Annotated in this window: 18 protein-coding genes, 1 tRNA gene and 1 riboswitch; of the genes, 15 read left to right on the top strand and 4 right to left on the bottom strand. The window is 60.8% G+C overall.

All coding sequences use genetic code 11. From position 1 onward, the window contains the following. Positions 1–97: 97 nt before the first annotated feature. Both HNQ83_RS31260 and HNQ83_RS20355 read right to left on the bottom strand, forming a co-directional pair. Positions 98–547 (bottom strand): hypothetical protein, encoded by a 450-nt coding sequence (locus HNQ83_RS31260; RefSeq protein ID WP_256669093.1) that lies wholly within the window; start codon positions 545–547, stop codon positions 98–100. A gap of 167 nt (positions 548–714) precedes the next feature. Further along, complete coding sequence (locus tag HNQ83_RS20355) at positions 715–960, bottom strand: hypothetical protein (protein ID WP_175390592.1); 246 nt, start codon at positions 958–960, stop codon at positions 715–717. 267 nt (positions 961–1227) lie between these two features. Further along, positions 1228–1328: riboswitch (guanidine-I (ykkC/yxkD leader) on the top strand. 61 nt (positions 1329–1389) lie between these two features. Here HNQ83_RS20355 and HNQ83_RS20350 point away from each other — a divergent pair. The 13 genes from HNQ83_RS20350 to HNQ83_RS20290 all read left to right on the top strand — a co-directional run bounded on the left by HNQ83_RS20350 (position 1390) and on the right by HNQ83_RS20290 (position 16674). Next, entirely contained in the window at positions 1390–2457 is a 1068-nt protein-coding gene (locus HNQ83_RS20350; RefSeq protein ID WP_175390591.1) for a putative urea ABC transporter substrate-binding protein, read from the top strand. A gap of 15 nt (positions 2458–2472) precedes the next feature. After that, on the top strand, positions 2473–3288 hold the full coding sequence (locus tag HNQ83_RS20345; RefSeq protein ID WP_175390590.1) for an ABC transporter permease: 816 nt from the start codon (positions 2473–2475) through the stop codon (positions 3286–3288). After that, a complete protein-coding gene (locus tag HNQ83_RS20340; protein ID WP_175390589.1) occupies positions 3285–4073 on the top strand; it encodes an ABC transporter ATP-binding protein in 789 nt (262 codons plus the stop codon). Before HNQ83_RS20345 ends, HNQ83_RS20340 begins: the two co-directional genes overlap by 4 nt. A gap of 12 nt (positions 4074–4085) precedes the next feature. Then, entirely contained in the window at positions 4086–4811 is a 726-nt protein-coding gene (locus tag HNQ83_RS20335) for an urea amidolyase associated protein UAAP1 (protein WP_175390588.1), read from the top strand. An 11-nt stretch (positions 4812–4822) separates the two neighbouring features. Then, positions 4823–5476: an urea amidolyase associated protein UAAP2 gene (locus HNQ83_RS20330; RefSeq protein WP_175390587.1), complete on the top strand. Its 654-nt coding sequence runs from the start codon at positions 4823–4825 to the stop codon at positions 5474–5476. Between the two features lie 282 nt (positions 5477–5758). Further along, the gene (gene uca / locus HNQ83_RS20325) at positions 5759–9406 is read left to right on the top strand and encodes an urea carboxylase (RefSeq protein ID WP_175390586.1); all 3648 of its coding nucleotides are present in this window, start codon (positions 5759–5761) and stop codon (positions 9404–9406) included. Between the two features lie 24 nt (positions 9407–9430). After that, on the top strand, positions 9431–11203 hold the full coding sequence (gene atzF, locus HNQ83_RS20320) for an allophanate hydrolase (RefSeq protein WP_175390585.1): 1773 nt from the start codon (positions 9431–9433) through the stop codon (positions 11201–11203). A gap of 214 nt (positions 11204–11417) precedes the next feature. Next, complete coding sequence (locus tag HNQ83_RS20315) at positions 11418–12911, top strand: sensor domain-containing diguanylate cyclase (protein WP_175390584.1); 1494 nt, start codon at positions 11418–11420, stop codon at positions 12909–12911. Further along, positions 12898–13116, top strand: a complete 219-nt coding sequence (locus HNQ83_RS20310; protein WP_175390583.1) for a cysteine-rich CWC family protein — start codon at positions 12898–12900, stop codon at positions 13114–13116. Before HNQ83_RS20315 ends, HNQ83_RS20310 begins: the two co-directional genes overlap by 14 nt. 34 nt (positions 13117–13150) lie before the next feature. Continuing rightward, the gene (locus HNQ83_RS20305) at positions 13151–13843 is read left to right on the top strand and encodes a pseudouridine synthase (RefSeq protein WP_175390582.1); all 693 of its coding nucleotides are present in this window, start codon (positions 13151–13153) and stop codon (positions 13841–13843) included. A gap of 313 nt (positions 13844–14156) precedes the next feature. Beyond that, positions 14157–15041, top strand: a complete 885-nt coding sequence (locus tag HNQ83_RS20300; RefSeq protein ID WP_175390581.1) for an alpha/beta fold hydrolase — start codon at positions 14157–14159, stop codon at positions 15039–15041. Positions 15042–15202: 161 nt separating this feature from the next. Then, positions 15203–15276, top strand: a tRNA-Gly gene (locus HNQ83_RS20295). 852 nt (positions 15277–16128) lie between these two features. After that, positions 16129–16674 carry a hypothetical protein gene (locus tag HNQ83_RS20290; RefSeq protein ID WP_175390580.1) on the top strand — a complete coding sequence of 182 codons (546 nt, stop codon included), beginning with the start codon at positions 16129–16131 and terminating at the stop codon, positions 16672–16674. 6 nt (positions 16675–16680) lie between these two features. Here the strand turns inward: HNQ83_RS20290 and HNQ83_RS20285 are convergent, their stop codons facing one another. Then, a complete protein-coding gene (locus HNQ83_RS20285; RefSeq protein WP_175390579.1) occupies positions 16681–17727 on the bottom strand; it encodes a phage portal protein in 1047 nt (348 codons plus the stop codon). Further along, entirely contained in the window at positions 17727–19481 is a 1755-nt protein-coding gene (locus HNQ83_RS20280; protein WP_175390578.1) for a terminase ATPase subunit family protein, read from the bottom strand. The genes HNQ83_RS20285 and HNQ83_RS20280 overlap by 1 nt, the downstream gene beginning before the upstream one ends. Before the next feature lie 151 nt (positions 19482–19632). Here HNQ83_RS20280 and HNQ83_RS20275 point away from each other — a divergent pair, with 151 nt between their 5' ends. Together HNQ83_RS20275 and HNQ83_RS20270 are read left to right on the top strand one after the other, a co-directional pair. Further along, the gene (locus HNQ83_RS20275; protein WP_175390577.1) at positions 19633–20487 is read left to right on the top strand and encodes a GPO family capsid scaffolding protein; all 855 of its coding nucleotides are present in this window, start codon (positions 19633–19635) and stop codon (positions 20485–20487) included. 30 nt (positions 20488–20517) lie between these two features. Beyond that, on the top strand, positions 20518–21525 hold the full coding sequence (locus HNQ83_RS20270) for a phage major capsid protein, P2 family (protein WP_175390576.1): 1008 nt from the start codon (positions 20518–20520) through the stop codon (positions 21523–21525). Positions 21526–21528 lie beyond the last annotated feature (3 nt).

Below are 21528 nucleotides of genomic sequence, written 5' to 3'. Positions count from 1 at the left end.
GCTCGCGAAGAGGGAGTGTCAGACGCCATTAGTGCTGTCTGATACGCCGCCTTCGCGAGCAGGCTCGCTCCCACAGGGGAATTGCGTTTAAAACGGATTAGCGGTGATTACCCCGCCCGTCGTTATCACCACGCCCATTGCGGCCGCCTCGACGATCGTAATTGTCGTTTCGTCCGCGACGATGGTCGTTGTCCCATCCGCCGCGATTACGACCATCCCATCCATGATTCTGATGCGCCCGATAGTCTGGCCGAGACTGATAGTGGCGCGGCGCTGGCTGGTAATAGCGCGGCGCTGGTTGATAAACCCGCGGCTGGTGGTAATACCGTGGCGTCGGCTGGTAGTACCGGGCAGGCGGCGCGTAGTACCGGCGAGGTGGCGTGTAATACCCGTCGTTGTAATAGTAAGGCCCGCCGCTGGAGTAATAGGCGGGGGCCGGCGATGTATAGACCTCTGAACTGTAGTAACTGACTCCTCCATCGGAATAAGGCACGCATCCACCCAGGGACAAACCCAACACAGCAATCAGTAGAATTTGGCGATACATAGCGGCCTCCTGGACCGCGAGTGAGCCACGCCAGCGACGCTGGCAGGCGACAGTCGAATGTTCTGCAACTGTCGAAACATCTGACCTCGTTTTCGGAATCTGGTGCGTTCCCGTAACAAGTTGAAACATGTCGCCGATGAAAGGTTTTTCATCTATTCACGTGCCGATTAATGGTGCCCATGGCGATATCCACCGCCGTAATAACGTGGTGCGTGCCCGCCCCAGTAGTAATAGCGATAGCCGCCATAGAAACGCGGGCCGCCGTAGTAATAGCGCGGGCCGTAATAGTAGGAATAAGGCGAGTAACCGGGGTAGTAATAAGGCGAGGAGTACACATCGTAGCCACCGGCGTAGTAATAGCAGCCGGACAATCCCAGACCGAGCACAACACCGAACAACAGTCGACGAAACATGGCGGCCTCCTGAAAGACCCGCAGCCGGTACAGGCCGACTGACACCCCATTTGACTCGCAATCGGCTATCAAGTGCGCCGCATCAGATCAGTGGCCAATACGGTCCATTGCGGTGCACCCGCGCACCATCACATGGCAATGCACACGCCCCTTTTCAAAGCTTCGTTCGCGCAATCCCCCATGCCAGAGCGGTTCAACGGACTTGGCACGGCTCTCGCTTTAGCAAAGCCGTGCAGGAGTCATCACAGGTTCGCGGCACCACAATTTGCAATGGCTGACTAGGGTTCCGGCTCGCAAGCGCGAGTGACTGGTCCGAGAGTTGGCGACCTCCAGTTGAGGTTACACGGCGGGACAAAAGCCCGGGAGACAAGCCACCGTTCGCGGTGCCGCGTTGACTCCTGCCCGCCCTTGATCAACTGGAGAACCACCATGTCCCAGCTTCGTTTACCCGCCCTCTTCGCCGCTGCCTTCGCAGCCCTTGTCAGTCTCTCTTCCCAGGCCGCGCCAAAAGACCACTTCAGCGTTTGCTGGACGATTTATGCCGGCTGGATGCCATGGGAATACGCCGGCAGCCAGGGCATCGTCGACAAGTGGGCGAAGAAGTACGGCATCAAGATCGATGTGGTGCAGCTCAACGATTACGTCGAATCGATCAACCAGTACACCGCTGGCCAGTTCGACGGCTGCACCATGACCAACATGGATGCCCTGACCATTCCGGCGGCCGGTGGCGTGGACAGCACCGCGCTGATCGTCAGCGATTTCTCCAACGGCAACGACGGCATCGTGCTCAAGGGCGAAGGCAAGAAAGTCGCCGACCTCAAGGGCATGGACGTCAATCTGGTCGAGCTGTCGGTTTCCCACTATCTGCTGGCCCGGGCCCTGGATTCGGTGGACCTCACCGAGAAAGACCTGAAAGTGGTCAACACCTCCGACGCTGACATCTCGGCCGCCTTCAACACTGATCAGGTCAACGCCGTCACCACCTGGAACCCGATGCTCTCGGACATCAAGGCCAAGCCTGCGGTGACCGAAGTGTTCAACTCCAGCCAGATCCCCGGCGAGATCATGGACATGATGGTGATCAACTCCCAGACCCTCAAGGACAACCCGGCGCTGGGCAAGGCGTTGACGGGTGCCTGGTTCGAAGTGGTCGAGTTGATGAACGCGAAAAACGCCGCGGGCAAGGCTGCACTGGAACACATGGCCAAGGCCTCGGGTACAGACCTGGCCGGTTTCCAGGCGCAACTCGACACCACCAAATTGTTCGCCACGCCCAAGGAGGCCCTGGCGTTCAGCACCAGCAAGCAACTGCCGGAAACCATGCGCAAGGTGGCGGAGTTTTCGTTCCAGCACGGCTTGCTGGGTGAAGGCGCCAAGGACACCAGCGCGGTCGGCATGGCCTTCGCCAACGGCGTCACCAGCGGCGACAAGGGCAACCTCAAGCTGCGTTTCGACCCGAGCTACGTGCAAATGGCCGCCGACGCCAAGTTGTAACAAGAGGACTTGGCCATGCGCCTGATCAATCGCCACCCGGATCGCCCGAGTCGCCTGTTGCTGGTGATCCTGCCGTTCGCCCTGGTGCTGTTCGCCTACTTCATGGGCTCGGCCGAGCGGCTGACGGAAAACCCCAACGACAAGCTGTTGCCCAGCGCCGTGCAGATGACCGACGCGGTAAAGCGCCTGGCCTTCGTCGCCGATGCCCGCACCGGTGAATACGTGCTGTGGCAGGACACCGCTTCCAGCCTGCGACGCCTGGCTATTGGCCTCGGTATCAGTGCACTGGCCGGGCTGTGCCTGGGGATGGCTGCGGGCACTTTGCCGCTGTTCGGCGCGCCGTTGTCGCCGTTGCTGACGGTGCTGTCGATGGTGCCGCCACTGGCGATCCTGCCAATCCTGTTCATCGTCTTCGGCCTCGGTGAGTTGTCGAAAGTGATGTTGATCGTGATCGGCATTACGCCGGCCCTGGCCCGCGACCTGGAACAACGCGCCCGGGAGATTCCCGTGGAGTTGCTGATCAAGGCCCAGACCCTCGGCGCCTCGACCTGGACCCTGATGCTGCGGGTGGTGCTGCCGCAATTGCTGCCGCGCCTGTTGATCTCGTTGCGGTTGATGCTCGGCTCGGCGTGGTTGTTCCTGATCGCCGCCGAAGCCATCGCTTCCACCGACGGCCTCGGCTACCGGATTTTCCTGGTGCGTCGTTACCTGGCCATGGATGTGATCCTGCCCTACGTGGTGTGGATCACCCTGCTCGCCTGGTTGATGGACTGGGGCCTCAAGCGCCTGACTCAGCGTTCGTTCCCCTGGTATGAAGGAGCACGGGCATGAGCTTCATCACCGTAAAGAACGTCTGGCAGCAATACGCCGATCAGGTGGTGCTCGAAGGCCTGAACCTGAACGTCAACGAAGGTGAGTTCTGCACGCTCGTCGGCGCTTCCGGTTGCGGCAAATCGACCTTCCTGCGGTTATTGCTCGGTCAGGAAAAAGCCAGTCGAGGCGAGATTCTGCTCGACGGTCAACCGCTGGCCGGCGAACCGGATGCAAGCCGTGGCGTGGTGTTCCAGCGCTACTCGGTGTTCCCGCACCTGAGCGTGCTGGACAACGTCGCCCTTGGCCTGGAACTGCCGCGTTCACCGGTATTGGGCCGGTTGTTCGGCAGTGCCAAAAAAGACGCCCGCGAACAAGCCTCGGTGCTGCTGCACAAAGTTGGCCTCGGCCACTCTCTGGACAAGTACCCGGCGCAGCTCTCCGGCGGCATGCAACAACGGCTGGCCATTGCCCAGGCGCTGATCATGAAGCCACGGGTATTGCTGCTCGACGAACCGTTCGGCGCCCTCGATCCGGGTATCCGCAAAGACATGCACGCCTTGCTGCTGGAGCTGTGGCGCGAGACCCAACTGACGGTGTTCATGGTCACCCATGACCTGTCCGAAGGCTTCAGCCTCGGCACCCGCCTGCTGGTGTTCGACAAGGTCCGCGTCGACCCGCACGCCCCCGGCGCCTATGGCGCGCGCATCACCTACGACATCCCTTTGAACAGCGACCGCCGCGCACAACGCGCCGCCGTCGATGCCCTGCCGGTGCAACTGGCGGGCACGCTTCGTACCGCTTAGGAGATTTTTTCCATGACTGATTCGACCCAACTGTTCCCGCCCTTCGCCGAAGAAATGCTCCCCGGCGGCGGCCATCGTTCATTCGTGCTCAAACGCGGCCAGTTGCTGCGCCTGACGGACCTTCGCGGCGGCGCCAACGTCAGCCTGACGCTGCTCAACGCCAACGAAAAAACCGAGCGCCTGAACCTGCCCGACAGCCTCAAATGCCAACACACCGCCAAGCTCACCACCGGCCACTGCCTGTACTCGGACATGGGCCGCGTGTTGGCGGCGATCACCGCCGACACCTGCGGCTGGAGCGACAGCCTCGGCGGCGTGCTCTGCGCTGAAGAAGTCACGGAAAAATACGGCGCCGGGCGCTATCAGGAACTGCGTAACGGCTTCTTCCGCAACGGCACCGACAACCTGCTGGTGGAACTGGGCAAGTGGGGCCTGGGCCTGTCGGACCTGTTGATGACCCTCAACCTGTTCAGCCGGGTGAACGTCGATGACGCCGGACGGTTTCACTTTGTCGAGGGCAACTCGAAGGCCGGGGACTACATCGAGCTATATGCACCGATGGATACCCTGGTGGTGCTCACCGCCCTGCAGCATCCAATGGATCCTTCGCCGCAATACGCACCGAAACCGCTAAAACTCAGCTGGATGAACGCCGACCCCAGCGTCGCCGAACACTGCCGCACATCGCGCCCGGAAAACGAGCGCGGCTTCATCAACACCGACCGTCTGTTCGCTTGAGGATCGCTGCCATGTCACTCGCCATCGCTACTGCTGCCGTTGCTACAAACAGACAGCCTGAAACAGCGGTCTACCGCGCCACCATCCCCGCCGGCGAACCCTGGCTGATGGAGGTCAAGGCCGGTCAGACCCTGCGCATCCTCGACCTGGAAGGCAATCAGGCGGTCGATACGCTGTTCTACAGCGTCGCCAACCCGAAGGAACGCTACGACGTGCAGCGCACCCTGCGCCGGCAGAACAGCGTGTACCTGAGCACCGGCAGCGTGCTGTATTCCAACCTCGGCAAGCCGATGCTGACCATCGTCGCCGACACCTGCGGCCGCCACGACACCCTGGGCGGTGCCTGCGCGCAGGAGAGCAACACCGTGCGCTACGCCCTGGAAAAACGCTACATGCACAGCTGCCGCGACAACTACCTGCGCGCTTGCGTCCACGATGGGCGTCTGGGCAAGGGCGACATCGGGCCGAACATCAACTTCTTCATGAACGTGCCGGTCACTGCCGATGGCGGGCTGACCTTCGAAGACGGGATTTCCGCACCGGGCAAATACGTCGACCTAAGGGCCGAGATGGACGTGATCGTGCTCATCTCCAACTGCCCGCAACTGAACAACCCGTGCAACGCCTACAACCCGACCCCGGCGGAGCTATTGGTATGGAACTGAATCTGAGCCGTGTGCGCCGCTGGTTGTTTGCCCTGTGCCAGGCCCGTTCGGGGCAGTGCCTAAAACCTCAAGAACACCACCACACACTGTAGGAGCGAGCCTGCTCGCGATGGCGTCAGCACATTCACCACTGATGTCGACTGATAGAACGCAATCGCGAGCAGGCTCACTCCTACAGGGGTTCGGTGGTGGTCTGAAGTGAATGGTTTTTTCCGCCAGGGACGACCCCGGCGCTCATCGAAAAACTGCGGGACGGCCCGCATCCCCTCCAGGGGTTATGCCATGTTCGAAAAAGTCCTGATTGCCAACCGTGGCGCCATCGCCTGCCGCATCCTGCGCACCCTGCGTGAACTGGACGTCCAGGGCGTCGCCGTTTACTCCGAGGCCGACGCGGCCAGCCTGCACATCCTGCAAGCCGATGAGGCCCACAGCCTCGGTGAAGGAGCGGCGGCCGGTACGTATCTGGCGGTGGAAAAAATCCTCGCCATCGCCAAAGCCAGCGGCACCACGGCGATCCATCCCGGCTACGGTTTTCTCTCGGAAAACGCGGCGTTCGCCGAAGCCTGTGAAGCCGCCAATATTGCCTTCATCGGCCCGACGCCAGAGCAGTTGCGGGTGTTCGGCCTCAAGCACACCGCCCGCGCACTGGCCAGGCAACACGGCGTGCCCATGCTCGAAGGCACCGAACTGCTCGACAGCCTCGACGCGGCGCTGATGGCCGGCGAACAGGTCGGCTACCCGGTGATGCTCAAAAGCACCGCCGGCGGTGGCGGCATCGGCATGCGGGTATGCCGCAGCGCCGCCGAGTTGAGCGAGTCCTTTGAAGCCGTCAAACGCCTCGGCCAGAACAATTTCAGCGACGCCGGCGTGTTCATCGAGAAGTACATCCAACGTGCCCGACACCTGGAAGTGCAGGTGTTCGGCGACGGTTACGGTGAAGTGATCGCCCTCGGCGTGCGTGATTGCTCGGTGCAACGGCGTAACCAGAAAGTGCTCGAGGAAACCCCGGCGCCGAACCTGCCCGAAGGCATGGCCGATGAGCTGTGCGCGGCGGCAATCAAGCTGGCCAAAGCCGTGAATTACCGCAGCGCCGGCACCGTGGAGTTTGTGTTCGACAGCGACGCCCGGCGTTTTTACTTCCTCGAAGTGAACACCCGTTTGCAGGTCGAGCACGGCGTGACCGAACAGGTGTGGGGCGTGGATCTGGTGCGCTGGATGGTGCAACTGGCGGCCGGTGATCTGCCACCGTTGAGAGCGTTGGGTCGAGGCTTGAAAGCCGAGGGCCATGCAATCCAGGCGCGGCTGTATGCCGAAGATCCGGGCAGGGATTTCCAACCGAGTCCCGGTTTGCTCACCGCGGTGAATTTTCCGGTCGCCGATGGCAAACAGCTGCGCATCGATACCTGGGTCGAGGCCGGGTGCGAGATCCCGCCGTACTTCGATCCGATGATCGCCAAGGTCATCACGTGGGCGCCCACCCGTGAAGAAGCCCGCGCCGATCTTCATCAGGCCCTGGGCGACAGCCTGTTGTATGGCGTGGAAACCAACCGCGATTACCTGCGGCAGATTCTGCTCGATGCCCCCTTCGCCAGCGGCCAGCCGTGGACCCGCTGCCTTGAAGGGCTGGTGTATCAGGCCAACACCTTCGAGGTCCTCAGCGCGGGCACTCAAACCAGCGTCCAGGACTATCCAGGCCGCCTCGGCTATTGGGCGGTGGGCGTACCGCCGTCGGGGCCGATGGACAGTCGCGCCTTGCGGCTGGGCAATCTTTTGCTGGGCAACGATGAAGGTGCTGCCGCGCTGGAAATCACCATGAGCGGACCGTTGTTGCGCTTCAATTGCGAGGCCGTGGTGGCGGTGACCGGCGCGGCGATCCCGTTGGCGTTGAACGGTGAAACCGTCGCCATGAACACGGCGTTGCTGATTCCCGCAGGCGCGACCTTGAGCCTCGGCACCCTCGCCGGTGCAGGCGCGCGCAGCTACCTGTGCCTGCGCGGTGGCCTGCAAGTACCGGATTACCTGGGCAGCAAAAGCACCTTTACCCTCGGCCAGTTTGGCGGGCATGGCGGTCGTGCGCTGCGGGCCGGCGATGTACTGCATGTGCCGGCCTTGAGCGACCGCAACGTCGGTCAGCAACTGGCTGAAAATCAGGTCACCGAGTTGCCCGACGTGCGGCAAATCCGGGTGATCTACGGCCCCCATGGCGCACCGGAATACTTCACGGAAAACTACATCGGCACTTTCTTCGCTACCCAGTGGGAAGTGCATTTCAACTCCAGCCGAACTGGCGTGCGCCTGATCGGACCGAAACCGGAATGGGTGCGGGCCGACGGTGGCGAGGCCGGACTGCATCCGTCGAACATTCATGACAATCCGTATGCGATTGGCGCCGTGGATTTCACCGGGGACATGCCGGTGATCCTCGGTCCGGACGGGCCGAGCCTGGGCGGGTTTGTGTGCCCGGTGACGGTGATCGAGGCGGATCTTTGGCAACTCGGGCAGTTGAAGGCCGGTGACAAGGTGCAGTTCCACCCCGTCGATCTCACAACCGCCCGAAATCTCGCCCTGAAATGGAACATCCCCTGTAGGAGCGAGCCTGCTCGCGATGAGGCCATGTCAGTCGACTTCGATGTATCTGAAACACCGCTATCGCGAGCAGGCTCACTCCTACAAGGGATTGTGTCGCCTGTTGTTTTGGATATCGGGCAGGACGATACGAGGTTGGTGGCAAGGCTTTCAGGCGACACCCACCTGCTCCTGGAAATCGGCGCCCCCGAACTCGACCTCGTCCTGCGCTTTCGCGCCCACGCCCTCATGCAGGCCCTGGAAAGCAAACACCTGCACGGCGTGATCGACCTGACGCCGGGTATCCGCTCGTTGCAAGTGCACTACCAACCCGAGCAACTGCCCCTGGCCGATCTGCTGGGCATCGTTGCCGGTGAATGGGATGCCGTGTGCGCCGCCAAAGACCTGCAGGTGCCGTCGCGCATCGTCCATCTGCCGTTGTCCTGGGACGACCCGGCCTGTCAGTTGGCGATCGAGAAATACATGACCACCGTGCGCAAGGATGCGCCCTGGTGCCCGAGCAACCTGGAGTTCATCCGCCGCATCAACGACCTGCCGAACCTCGATGAAGTGCAGCGCACCGTGTTCGATGCCAGTTATCTGGTGATGGGCCTGGGTGACGTTTACCTCGGCGCACCGGTCGCCACGCCCCTCGACCCTCGTCATCGCCTGGTGACGACCAAGTACAACCCGGCGCGCACCTGGACCGCGGAAAACTCGGTGGGCATCGGTGGCGCCTACATGTGCGTCTACGGCATGGAAGGTCCCGGCGGTTATCAGTTCGTCGGGCGCACGTTACAGATGTGGAATCGCTACCGCGAAGTCGCCGCGTTCGATGGCAAACCCTGGCTGCTGCGCTTTTTCGACCAGATCCGTTTCTACCCGGTCAGCGCCGATGAACTGCTGCGCATTCGCCGGGATTTCCCCCTGGGGCGCTTCGAGCTGAACATCGAGCACAGCCAGTTGAACCTGGCGGATTACCAGGCGTTTCTGGCGAAAGAGGCCGAGACCATCGCCGCGTTTCGCGATCAACAACAAGGCGCGTTCAACGCCGAGCGCGAGCGCTGGATCGCCAGTGGCCAGGCGCATTTCGACAGTGAAGAACTGGCACCCGAGGTGAGCGAGGACGCACCGCTGGCCAACGGTCAGCAGAGCGTCGACAGCCACATCGCCGGCAACCTCTGGCAGGTCCAGGTCGAGACCGGCAACCGGGTCGAAGCCGGCGATGTGCTGGTGATTCTGGAGTCGATGAAGATGGAGATTCCGCTGCTCGCGCCCATGGCCGGTGTGGTGCGGGAAATACGCGTGCAACCGGGTTCGGCGGTGCGCGCCGGACAGCGCGTCGTGGTGCTGGAACTCGACTGAACCCATTTGAAAAGGATTAACGCGATGAATTTGCAACTCGATGCCCTGCGCGCGGCCTACCACACCGGCGAGACCACGCCACGCAAACTGCTGCTGGCCTTGCGGGAAAAAGCCGCCGCGCTGAACCCGGACTATCACCTCTTCATCCATTTGCTCAGCGTCGAGGAACTGGAACCGTACCTCACTGGCCTCGACGGTCGCGACATCGACAGCCTGCCGTTGTACGGCGTACCCTTCGCGATCAAGGACAACATCGACCTGGCGGGCATACCGACCACCGCTGCGTGCCCGGCGTTTGCCTACGTGCCGGAGCACTCGGCCACCATCGTCGAGCAACTGCTGACCCTCGGTGCGATTCCGCTGGGCAAGACCAACCTCGACCAATTCGCTACCGGCCTCAATGGCAGTCGCTCCCCCTATGGCGCTTGCCCGAACAGTGTGTTGCCGGAATATCCGTCGGGCGGTTCCAGCGCCGGCTCTTCGCTGGCGGTCGCACTCGGTGTCGCGAGTTTTTCCCTCGGCACCGACACGGCAGGCTCCGGGCGGGTGCCGGCGGCATTGAACAATCTGGTCGGGATGAAAGCCACCAAAGGGTTGATCTCCACCGCAGGCGTCGTGCCGGCCTGTCGCACGCTGGATTGCGTGACTACCTTCACCGCCACCGCCCGGGAGGCCAGTCAGTTGCTGGCGCTCACGGCGCATCTCGACCCACGGGATGAGTACAGCCGCAGCAATCCGCTGTGGAATGACGGCTCGGCATTCGGCGCTCCTCGCCCCTTCCGGTTTGGCGTGCCACGGGTGCAGGACCTTGAGTTCTTCGGCTGCACACAAGGCCCGGTGCTGTTCGATGAAGCCATCGAACAGCTCAAGGCGTTGGGTGGCGAAGCGGTGGAACTGGACCTGTCACCGTTTCTCGAAGCGGCGCGCTTGCTGTACGAAGGGCCGTGGGTGGCTGAGCGCTATAGCGTGGCCGGCGAATTGATGGAGCAACATCCCGAAGCCGTGCTGCCGGTGATTCGCGCCGTGCTGGCCAAGGCCCCGGCCGTCAGCGGCGTGCAAACCTTCCGCGCCCAATACCGGCTTCAAGCGTTGAAAGCCCTGTGTGACAAAGCACTGGAAAACCTGGATTGCGTGGTGACACCAACCATCGGCCGCCCCGTCACGCTGGCTGAACTGGAAGCTGAACCGGTGCTGCGCAACTCGGAACTGGGTTACTACACCAACTTCATGAACCTGCTCGACTACGCCGCCGTCGCCGTGCCCAGCGGCTTCATGGCTAACGGCTTGCCTTGGAGCGTGACGCTGTTTGGACGGGCGTTTACCGATCAATACCTGTTGAGCGTGGCCGACGGTCTGCAGCGCCAGCAGGGTCTGGCGACGCCTGCGCCTGCGGTTGTCGCTCGCCATGATCGTGCGCGACTGGTGGTCTGTGGCGCGCACCTGGATGGCCTGGCGTTGAACTGGCAGCTCAAACAGCGCGGTGCGCGACTCGTGGAAACGACCTTCAGCTCCCCCGACTATCACCTGTATGCCCTGGCCGGCGGCCCACCCTTCCGTCCGGGCATGGTGCGGGTCAAAGGTGGCGGCGTGGCGATTGCCGTGGAAGTGTGGGAATTGCCGAGCAGCGAGCTGGGCTCGTTCCTCACCGGCATTCCGGCGCCGCTGGGACTGGGCAAGGTGCAACTGGCGGATGGTCGCTGGGAAAGCGGGTTTATCTGTGAGGCGTATGGCTTGGAAGGTGCCGTGGATATCAGCCATCGAGGCGGCTGGCGAGCGTATCTGAAAACCTTGGGCTAACCCGGAACCTGTGGGAGCGAGCCTGCTCGCGAAGCCGTCAGCACATTCACTAACGGTGGCGTCTGACACATCGCTTTCGCGAGCAGGCTCGCTCCCACAAAGCCATGGGGCCATCAGACCTTGATCCTTGCCGATTCGCCCTACAAATGCAGAAGTCTTTTCCCTTCAGTTACCACTAGAATGCTGCCATCGGATTATTGCCAATGGAATTGCCATGCCGCCTCGCTCGCCGCTGTACTCTCAACGCTCGTTGGTACTCACGCTGGTTGCATTGCTGGGCGCGGGCTTCCTGGCCACCTCCTTCCTCAGTTACTACGCCTCGCGGGCGTCGATCCGCGACAACATCGTCAACACCGAACTGCCGCTGACATCGGACACCGTCTATTCGGAAATCCAGAAAGACCTGGTCCGGCCCATCCTGATTTCCTCGATGATGTCCCGCGATACCTTCATGCGTGACTGGGTGGTGAACGGCGAACGCGACACCGACCAGATGACCCGCTACCTCAACGAGGTCATGACCCACTACGGTGCCTACACCGCCTTCTTCGTCTCCAACCAAAGCCTGACTTACTACCACGCCAAAGGCGTACTCAAGCAGGTCAAGGCCACCGAGCCCCGTGACACCTGGTACTTTCGCGTGCGCGACATGAAGGATCCCTACGAGATCAACGTCGACCCGGATCTTGCCAACAAGGACAACCTGACCGTCTTCATCAACTACAAGGTCTACGACTACAACGACCGCTTCATTGGCGCGGCAGGTGTCGGGCTGACGGTCGATGCGGTCATCAAACTGATCGACAAATACCAGCAGCGCTACCAGCGCAGCGTGTACTTCGTCGACACGTTCGGGCGCCTGGTGCTCACCGGTGCCGAGGGCGGGCCGGATGGCGCCCTAGCCGGGCAGACCCTGGGGGAACTCGACAGCATGAAAAACCTGGTCAGCCAGTTGCCCAAACCCCATAGCGGCAGCTACGAGTATTCCGGCGAGGGTCAGGGCCACTTCCTCAACGTGCGCTTCATTCCGGAGCTGAACTGGTACCTGTTCGTCGACAAGCGCGAAGACGGTGACCTCAGTGACATCCGTCGCTCGCTCTACCTCAATCTGCTGATTTGCCTGGTGGTCACCCTGATCGTGCTGGCCCTGCTCAACCAGGTGATCAAGCGTTATCAGGACAAGATCCAGGCCCAGGCGACCCTCGACAGCCTGACCGAACTGCCCAATCGCCGCGGCTTCGACCTACTGGCTGCACAAGCCATGCACGAGGCCCAGCGCGAGCCCAAGCCCTTGACCGCGTTGTTGCTGGACCTGGACCATTTCAAGGCCTTGAACGACACCTACGGCCACCTGGCCGGCGATCAGGTGCTGATTGGCTTCGCCCGGGATCTGGAAAGCTGTTTGCGCCATTCCGACATCGTCTGCCGCTGGGGCGGTGAAGAGTTCATCGTGTTGCTCAAGGACACCGACGGTGAAACCGGGCTGATGATTGCCGAAAAAATTCGTCAGCATGTGGAGCAACAGCTTTATGCCTACAACGGCAGCAGCTTGCATCTGACAGTCAGCATCGGCCTGACGACCCTGCAGACTGACGATACCTTGCACACATTGCTGTCGCGGGCCGATCATGCGATGTACCGGGCCAAACAAAGTGGCCGCAACCGAACCTGCGTGGAAATGCCTCACTCCAGCTATGAAACAGCCTGACCTCTGCCCGGCCTGCGGCGCATCCAACGATTGCGCCCTGGCCGATCCTAGAACCGCCGATCGGGCGTGCTGGTGCTACGGCGTCAGCATCGATCCGGCGGTGCTCGAAGCGCTGCCGGCCGAACTGCGCAACGCCTCCTGCCTCTGCCCACGTTGCGCTGAGGTCGAGGCACAGCTGCAAGCAGCGCCCCAGCCGATCAAGTAAGATGCGCGCCCCTGCCCTCACCGATCCTTGAGTCATGCGCGTCGACCGTTTCCTCAGTAACCTGCCCCGTTTCAACCGTCAGCAGGTGCGCCTGTTGCTGGTGGAAAAGCGCGTCAGGGTTGACGGAGAAATCGTCAGCGATCCACATGCCGACGTCCGCGAGTTCAGTCGCGTCGAGGTGGATGATGAGGTATTGCAAGCCGGAAAGCCGCTGCGTCATTTCATGCTGCACAAACCTGCCGGTTGCGTCAGTGCCACCCGAGACCCGCAGCACCCGACCGTGCTCGACCTGATCCATGAACCGGACAAGGACGAACTGCACATCGCCGGACGCCTGGATTTCAACACGACCGGCCTGATGCTGATCACCAATGACGGCAGCTGGTCGCGTCGCCTGACCCAGCCGCAGACCAAACTGCCGAAGGTCTATTACGTCGAAACCGAGCAGGACATCGGCCCCGAATACGCCCTCAAGTTCACCGAAGGCCTGTACTTCGCCTTCGAAGACCTCACCACCCAACCGGCCGGGCTAGAGCTGCTGGGCCCGAAATCGGCGCGCCTGAGCATCGTCGAGGGGCGTTATCACCAGGTCAAGCGCATGTTCGGCCACTTCGACAACAAGGTGCTGCGCCTGCATCGCGAGCGTATGGGTCCACTGGTGCTCGATAGCACGTTGAAACCGGGCGAATATCGCCCACTGAGCGATGAAGAGATCGCTCTGATCTAAGCAGACGACCGCTCAGCAGAAAGTTGTAGAACAATTTACCAACGGCACTTGCGCAATGATGTGACCCCTGCTTGAATCAGGACGTCGGCCGAAATGTGACCGACGAGTCACGACATACTTCTAAGAAACTTTTTGCCGGTAGGAACCCTTGGGTTCCGGCCTCACCCGGCAGACTGCCCGCCAATAACAATACCCGTCGACCGGACTGCATTGGATCGACATGGGCCAGCAAATTCCCAGGCATATGCCTACCTGTCACAAAGCTCGTGCAATCTCTTTTGCGCGCATACCCGCTTGCCAGGAGTCTTATGACATGAGGCCAGAAATCGCTGTGCTGGATATACAGGGTCAATATCGGGTTTACACGGAGTTCTATCGCGCAGGCGCCGCAGAGAAGACCATCATTCTGGTCAACGGCTCGATGTCCACGACTGCGTCGTTTGCTCAAACCGTGAAAAATCTCTATCCACAGTTCAACGTGGTTTGCTACGACCAGCCCTACGCGGGCAAGTCAAAAGCCCACAACCGGCATGAAAAGATGCTGACCAAGGAAATCGAAGGGCAGATCCTCCTGGAGCTGATCGACCACTTTGCAGCCGAACACGTGCTGTCGTTTTCCTTCGGTGGTGCCGCGACGCTGGTCGCGCTGTCGCAACGGCCACGCCGGATCGAAAAAGCCGTGATCAGCTCGTTCTCCCCGGTGGTCAACGCGCACATGCTCGACTACCTCGAGCGCGGCGTCGATTACCTCGGCAACCGGGACGGCGACCGGGTCGGGCATCTGGTGAACGACACCATCGGCAAACACTTGCCCTCGCTGTTCAAGCGCTTCAACTACCGTCATGTCAGCAGCCTGGCGGAACACGAATACGGGCAAATGCACTTCCACATCAACGACGTGCTCAACAGTGATCGGCAGTGCTATTTGAACGCGGCGCAGAAAATCAATGTGCCGGTGCTGTTCATGAATGGTGAATGGGACGAGTACACCGCCGCCGAAGACGCCCGCCTGTTCGCCGGCCATGTGCAGCACAGTACCTTCACCACCCTGCAGGCCACCGGCCACTTTCTCGACATGGAACACAAAGCCGCCTGCCGAGACAGCCGCAATGCACTGCTGGGGTTCCTGAAGCCGGCGCAGCATGAAAGCCGACCGCGTTTCCACTACGTCCAGGACCACCATGCATTGGCCATCTGAAACAGCGTCATCGCGAGCAAGCCCCGCTCTGTAGGAGCAAGGCTTGCCCGCGATTGACCGTCGCACGGTCTACACGCTGCTCTCACCTGCGCTAAAGCCATCGGCCACAAAGAAAAACTTCATTTCCAAGGCAACATCTGGTACAAAGTCAGCCGCTCCGAGCGGGTGTCGTATAATGGCATTACTCCAGCTTCCCAAGCTGATAACGAGGGTTCGATTCCCTTCACCCGCTCCAATATTTTCAAGGCTTCCAGCGGTATTAAGTCGATGTGACACAAAGCTGGTGACAGTTTTGGTGACAGTTACTGAATTTCTGGGAGTGTTTGTGCAGCAGCGTGCATGCACAACATCTGACGGACCATTGCCAGCGCCCACCCCCTAGGCGCTTTCGGCTTTTCATGTTGACCCACGGGAAACAGGTTAGGAAGGTTAGTTTTTGGCTAATCACCCTGAAAGCCTTGTATTGCGCGGCCTTGCGGTCGGTGTCCTAGGTTAGCTTTAGGGTTATGAGAGGTAATTTCCTAACCTTTATAACTGTTAAAAAATCAGTAAATAAAACCCTTATAAATCAGTATCTTACGAATTACTAACCTTACACCTAACCATAACTAACCATCCAAAGTTAGGACTCGAGCCCAGCAAACACAGGGCCTGCAAAGCACCTCTCCCCCCATTTTCAAAAACTAACCCTTTTCCCGAGCCACCTCCGAGAATTGCCCCACCCTCGCAGGGATTCGCAGGCTTTTTCGGCCACGTATTTATGCACACAGCCCCAGGCTGGGCCGGCGTGGACTGGGTGCAGGGGCGCAGAAAAAACGACACATTTAGCCCGCAGGCGTGGCGGGGGGACGACTGCGCGCGCCGGGTCAAAATCCCCCAACAAGTAGCTGCCAGCTCACCCCCAACAGGTGCCACCTTTGACTGCGCGCCCTGCCGCCCCCCATCCTGCTGGAAGCCCCGGAAATACTGGGCCAACCCCCCCCCCAGCTATGGCTTGCCAGACTGAAAAGTGATAGGGTTTGCTGGGGCCTTTCATTCAAGAAACCGGGCAGACTTTTGCGCGGTAGCTCCATTTTCTGAGAGAGGTATGGACATGGAGTGGCAATGGCTGATGGATGCCTGGCAGTGGATTCAGGAAAGCTGGAGTGCGACGGCTGAGACCTTGAACAAGGACATTGATTGGGGCGCACGCATACCAGCCTTCGCTGGTCTCGCCTTATCCATCGTGGCGCTCTGGAAAGGACGAACCAGCGTTAAGCTGTACCTGGGCAGCCATTATCGGGACGACCTGGTCGTCGTGTCGAATCTGAGCCCGCATACCATCGAGATCACATCAGTCGGAGTGGTGGCGGCGGATGGCAGCCTTTCCGACTGGTTCGATGGCCCAGATCCCTGGCCTGGTCTACCGAAGCGTCTTGAGCCCCGCTCCGAATGCACCATTACTCTGCACGAGGAAATAGCGCCGTTCAGCGCCTTTCAGAGAAAGCAATTTGGACGCGGAGGGTGCTTCGTGCGTATCGCGGGCGGCCGCGTGTTTAGCAACCCTGGTCGCATTCGCAGCCGGTGGTGGTGGGTGCGTAGCCGCCTGGAGGCGGCGTTTGGAAGATTGGGGCGTCGGGCTGTGGGGGATTGATCACTATCAGTTGCTCATTGCCGGAACCTCATAGGGACGAAATTTCACCACCTCTTCCCCCAACCAATCGTTAATCTGCAGCAGTCTGGCCTGCTCCGGCTCCAGCTCGTTGACCGCCCAGACCTGAGCCGCATCGCGGATCGATCCAAACCCCCCAGCGTTTTGCGGAACCACACCCATCAGCTGAGGCGGGATCCGCAGCATGGCGAGCTGATCATCACGACTGATGTTCTTGATCGCACCGAAGTCATCCTTGGCGGCGACCTCGCTGATAGGGATCAGCTGCAGGCCATCCTTTTTGCCACCAGGCGCGTACATGAACAGGTTTCGGAAGTTGCCCGGGCCTTTGCTGTTCTTCATCGCCGATCTCAAATCGTTGACGAAGTCCTCGTTCTGGGCAGCGTCGGTCATGTACATGATGAAACCCGCATGGCTGCCGTTCTGGTAATACTTGCGGCGGAACAACGTGGCGCTTTCATTGAGCAACGCGCTCTGCAAAGCCGGCAGCCACTCGGGCAGCCCGTAGATTTCCTGATTGATGTCCGCCACCCGCAAGTGGCACACACTCCCGGGCTTGAATTCGTGCTCGTCCTGCCAGCCCTTCACCTGGTAGTAGGTGTCCAGGTCGACGCCTCGGCGCATGTACTTCGCGAGACAGGGTTTCAGGCCCATGGCCTGCCGGAGCATGTTGTCGCGCTTCTCCAGATAGAGATTTCCCGACCATCCCCAATCCATGACGATTTGCTCGAAAGCCTGCCGGCTCAGCAGTCGGTGCGGAATGAACGTGCGAGCCAACGCGTTACGCTTGAAGATCAGGCCCGACTGCAGGTAAACGCTCGCTTTCGAGGACTTCGCCAAACCATCCAGCGGGACCGGTGGTTCGTACCAGCGGCCGTTTGACCAGCACTCCAGGTAGTCGAGTATCTCCCTGCCATCGAGCACCGGTACCGGATCGCCGAAGGTGAATGCCATCGACGGGCCGCCCCCGGTTTTGACCAGGAGTTCACCTTCGGTTGGTTGCGACGTGGTCGGCTGTTCCTGGGGGCTGCTCATCAGAAAAACTCCATTAGGCCGGTGTTGGCCACGGTCTGGCCCTCCAGCGGCTCGTTGTGCAATGCGTGAAAGAGCGCCCACGCCAGATCGGCGTGGCCGGTGTTGTCAGTGCGTCCGGCGGTGTAGGTGAACTGACGCCCGCCTGCGGTGACGGTCTTGCGGATGGCCATCAGCGACTGGGCCAGGTCCGTCCAGCCGGCATCAAACTCCAGTCGCCCCTTGCTGATCACGTCCCAAGCCTTCATCACCAGACGGGTCTTGACCTCGGGGCTGTAGGAGAACGTCCGCAACGCGGGGAAGAATTGGCGCACCAGCTGCGCCACGGCGCTGCCAAGACCGGTGGTGTCGATACCGATGTAGGTGACCCAATAGCGGCGAGTGACTTGGCGAATCGTCTCCGCCTGTGCGGCAAAGTCCATCCCCCGGAACTGGTGTCGCTCCAGCACGCGGAACTTGCCACCTGGTACCAATGGCGGCGCAACCACGATCAGGCCGGCGGTGTCGCCCGACTCTGCCGGGTCATACCCAACCCAGACCTGCCGGTCAGCGAAGGGCCTGGCAGCAAAGGGCTGGTAGTCCGTCCAGATCGACCAACTGTCGACCATGCACGGTTGCAGCATGTTCAGCGGAAAGATGCTCGCGCCGTCGTCGACAAACTGACACATCAGCAGATTCTGGAACGCCGCCGCGTCGTACTCGAGCCGCAGCTCGTCGATATCGAACAGGTCGCAGCCCCTTTCCTCCGCGTCCAGGATGGTGACGATCTGACGCCAAATCCGGTCGTCGCAGAGTTTGCCCTGCTGCAGAGCATCGTGGCTGACATCCAGTTTCAATTGCTGGGCGGTCGGCTTGCCCTTGTTGAAACGTTCGCCGGTCCAGAAGGTGTATGCCTCATGCGCCATCGAGCTTGGCGTCGAGAAGTACGTCCGGCGGTATTGCTTCTGCATCGCCATACCGGAGGCAACCTTGTTCAACTCATTGAACTTGAAGGTCCAGAAGAATTCGTCGAAGTAGAAGTTGCCGTGATAGCCCTGGGCGGTCCGGGCGTTGGTACCAAGGAAGTGCAGCTCGGCGCCGTTGGGCAGAATGATCGGATCGCCGGTGAGATCGACCTCCACTACCTCTCGGGCAAAGGCTTGGATGTAGGCCTTGAAAATGTGGGCCTGCGCCTTGCTGGCTGACAGGAATATCTGGTTGCGACCGGTGGTCAGCGCGTCGATCAACGCCTCCCGGGCGAAGTAGTAGGTCGCGCCGATCTGACGGCTTTTCAGAATGGTTCGGGTGCGCTGATTGCCTGCGCGGTACCAGTCTTTCTGGTAGTCGAAGCAACCATCAAGAAACGCCTCGATCAACTTCTCGACCGCTTCCTCTGGGATGTCGTTGCGCTTCGGCTTACGCTTCTCCCCGGCGTTGCGTTTGGCCAATTCAGGGTTGAGATCGGTCTCGGTACCGCCGTCCTGGTATCGCTGGATTCGGGATTGCCGCTCCAATTGCCGGTGGAGCAGGTCGATTTCCTTGTAGTCCGCGCCGGACTTGGGGTCCTTGAGAATCAGCTGCACCAGGCGTGCCTCAGTGGCTGCCTGGATACGCTCGAGCGGTGTAGCCCGGTCCCATTCGTCGCGAGCTTTCCAACTGTGAAGGGTCTTTTCCTTCTCGCCGATCAGCTCGGCAATCTCGCACACACGGTATCCCTGCCAATACAGGTGCTTGGCATGCCGGCGGTGATCAGTGGGTAGTTCGACGATAGCGTTCATGGCGCAGATGCTGCCGTTCGCGCGCGTGCGGCCCTAACACCGCGCCATGTAAGCCGCCCCGCTACAACTCCCTCACGTTGCCGCGCCATCGCGCGATGCCGACCATGCCCTCATCGCCAGGCACAACGCCACCGCAATGAGGACTCCCAGCATGGCCGGCAAGACCGATACCCCAGCCAAGAAATACCGTTCCAAATGGACCCGTATCGCCGTTGAAGGCGCCACCACTGACGGCCGCAATATTGAGCGCAGCTGGATCGAGGACATGGCCAGCACCTACAGCCCCAACACCTACGGTGCGCGGATCAACTGCGAGCACATCAAGGGTTACTGGCCAGGTGGTGAGTTCGGTGCCTACGGTGACGTTCTGGCGCTCAAGGCCGAAGAGGTCGAGATTGCCGGCGTCAAGAAGCTGGCCCTGTTCGGCCAACTCGAACCCAACGACGCGTTGCTCGCCCTGAACAAAGCAGGCCAGAAGGTTTACACCTCGATCGAGGTTCAGCCGAAGTTCGCCGACAGCGGCAAAGCCTACCTGGTCGGCCTCGCCATCACCGACTCACCAGCGAGCCTTGGCACCGAGGCGCTGTCTTTCAGCACACAGCACGGCACCCTGGCCAACCGCAAAAAGGACAAGGACAACCTGTTCACTGCGGCGGAAGAAACAGCCCTGGAATTCGAAGAGTTCGCCGACACCCCCGGCATGTTCGCCTCTCTGAAAGAGAAAGTTGGCGAGCTTCTCGGCAAGAGCAAGGAAAAGGAAGGCAAGGACGCCAACAGCTTCGCCGCGTTAGGCGAGTTGATCGACAGCCTGGCCACCCATGGCAGCGAACAGGCCGACGCCTTTGCTGCTGAACAGAAAGCCCGCCAGGAATTGCAGACCAAGTTCGAGAAACTCGAAAAGGATTTCGCCGACTTGATCAAGCGCCTGGGTGAGACCGAAGACCACAGCCACAAGCAACGTCCTTCCGTGACTGGTGGCGATGGCGCCGTGCTGTCCGACTTCTAAACCACCCGACCGATCACTGGAGAATCATCCATGCGTAACGAAACTCGCCTCGTATACAACGTAATGCTGACTCACGTCGCCAAACTCAACGGCGTGCCAAACGCTGCCGAGAGCTTCAGCGTCACCCCTTCCGTCCAGCAAAAGCTTGAGACTGCAGTTCAGGAGTCCAGCGACTTCCTCAAGCGCATCAACGTCATCGGCGTCAACGACCAGGAAGGCGATGCCATTGCCTTGGGCGTGAACGGTCCGACCGCCAGCCGCACCAACACCGCTGGCGGTAACCGCCGCAACCCAGCGAACGTGGCTGACTTGAAAAAAGACAGCTACAGCTGCAAGAAGACGGACTTCGACACTTCCTTCCCCTATCAACTGCTGGATGCCTGGGCCAAGTTCCCCGACTTCCAGGTGCGCCTGGCCAACTCTATCGCTCAGCGTCAGGGCCTCGATCGCATCATGATCGGCTTCAACGGTACCAGCGCCGCAGCTGCAACCGACCGCGCCACCAATCCGCTGCTGCAGGACGTCAACATCGGATGGCTGCAGAAGATCCGCGTCGCGGCACCGGAGCGCGTGCTCGATGAGGGCGCCACCCCGGGCAAGGTCACTGTGGGCGCCACCGGCGACTACAAGACTCTCGACGGTCTGGTCTTCGATGCCATCCAGATGCTGGACCCATGGCACCGCAAGCGCACTGACCTGGTCGCCATCGTCGACCGCGCCCTGCTGCATGACAAGCAGTTGGCAGCTGTCGAAAAAGGCGCAGCCTCCAACCAGGAAGAGAACGCCGCCGACGAGGTCATCACCAAGGGTCGCGTGGGTGGCCTGAAGATCGAAGATGCACCGTTCTTCATCGAAGGCGGCGTGCTGGTCACCACCCTGGCCAACCTGTCCATCTACTGGCAGGAAAGCGCCCGCCGTCGCCACCTGAAGGACGAGCCGGAGTACGACCGCATCGCCGACTATCAGTCCTCCAATGACGCCTATGTCGTTGAAGACCTCGGCCTCGTCGCCTTGGTCGAAAACATCGAGCGGGTGTAACCC

Origin of the sequence: Pseudomonas sp. C2B4 (assembly GCF_013359695.1) — a bacterium.
GTDB lineage: Bacteria > Pseudomonadota > Gammaproteobacteria > Pseudomonadales > Pseudomonadaceae > Aquipseudomonas.
The sequence above is the reverse complement of the archived record's forward strand: the minus strand, read 5'-3'. Positions and strand labels throughout refer to the sequence as shown.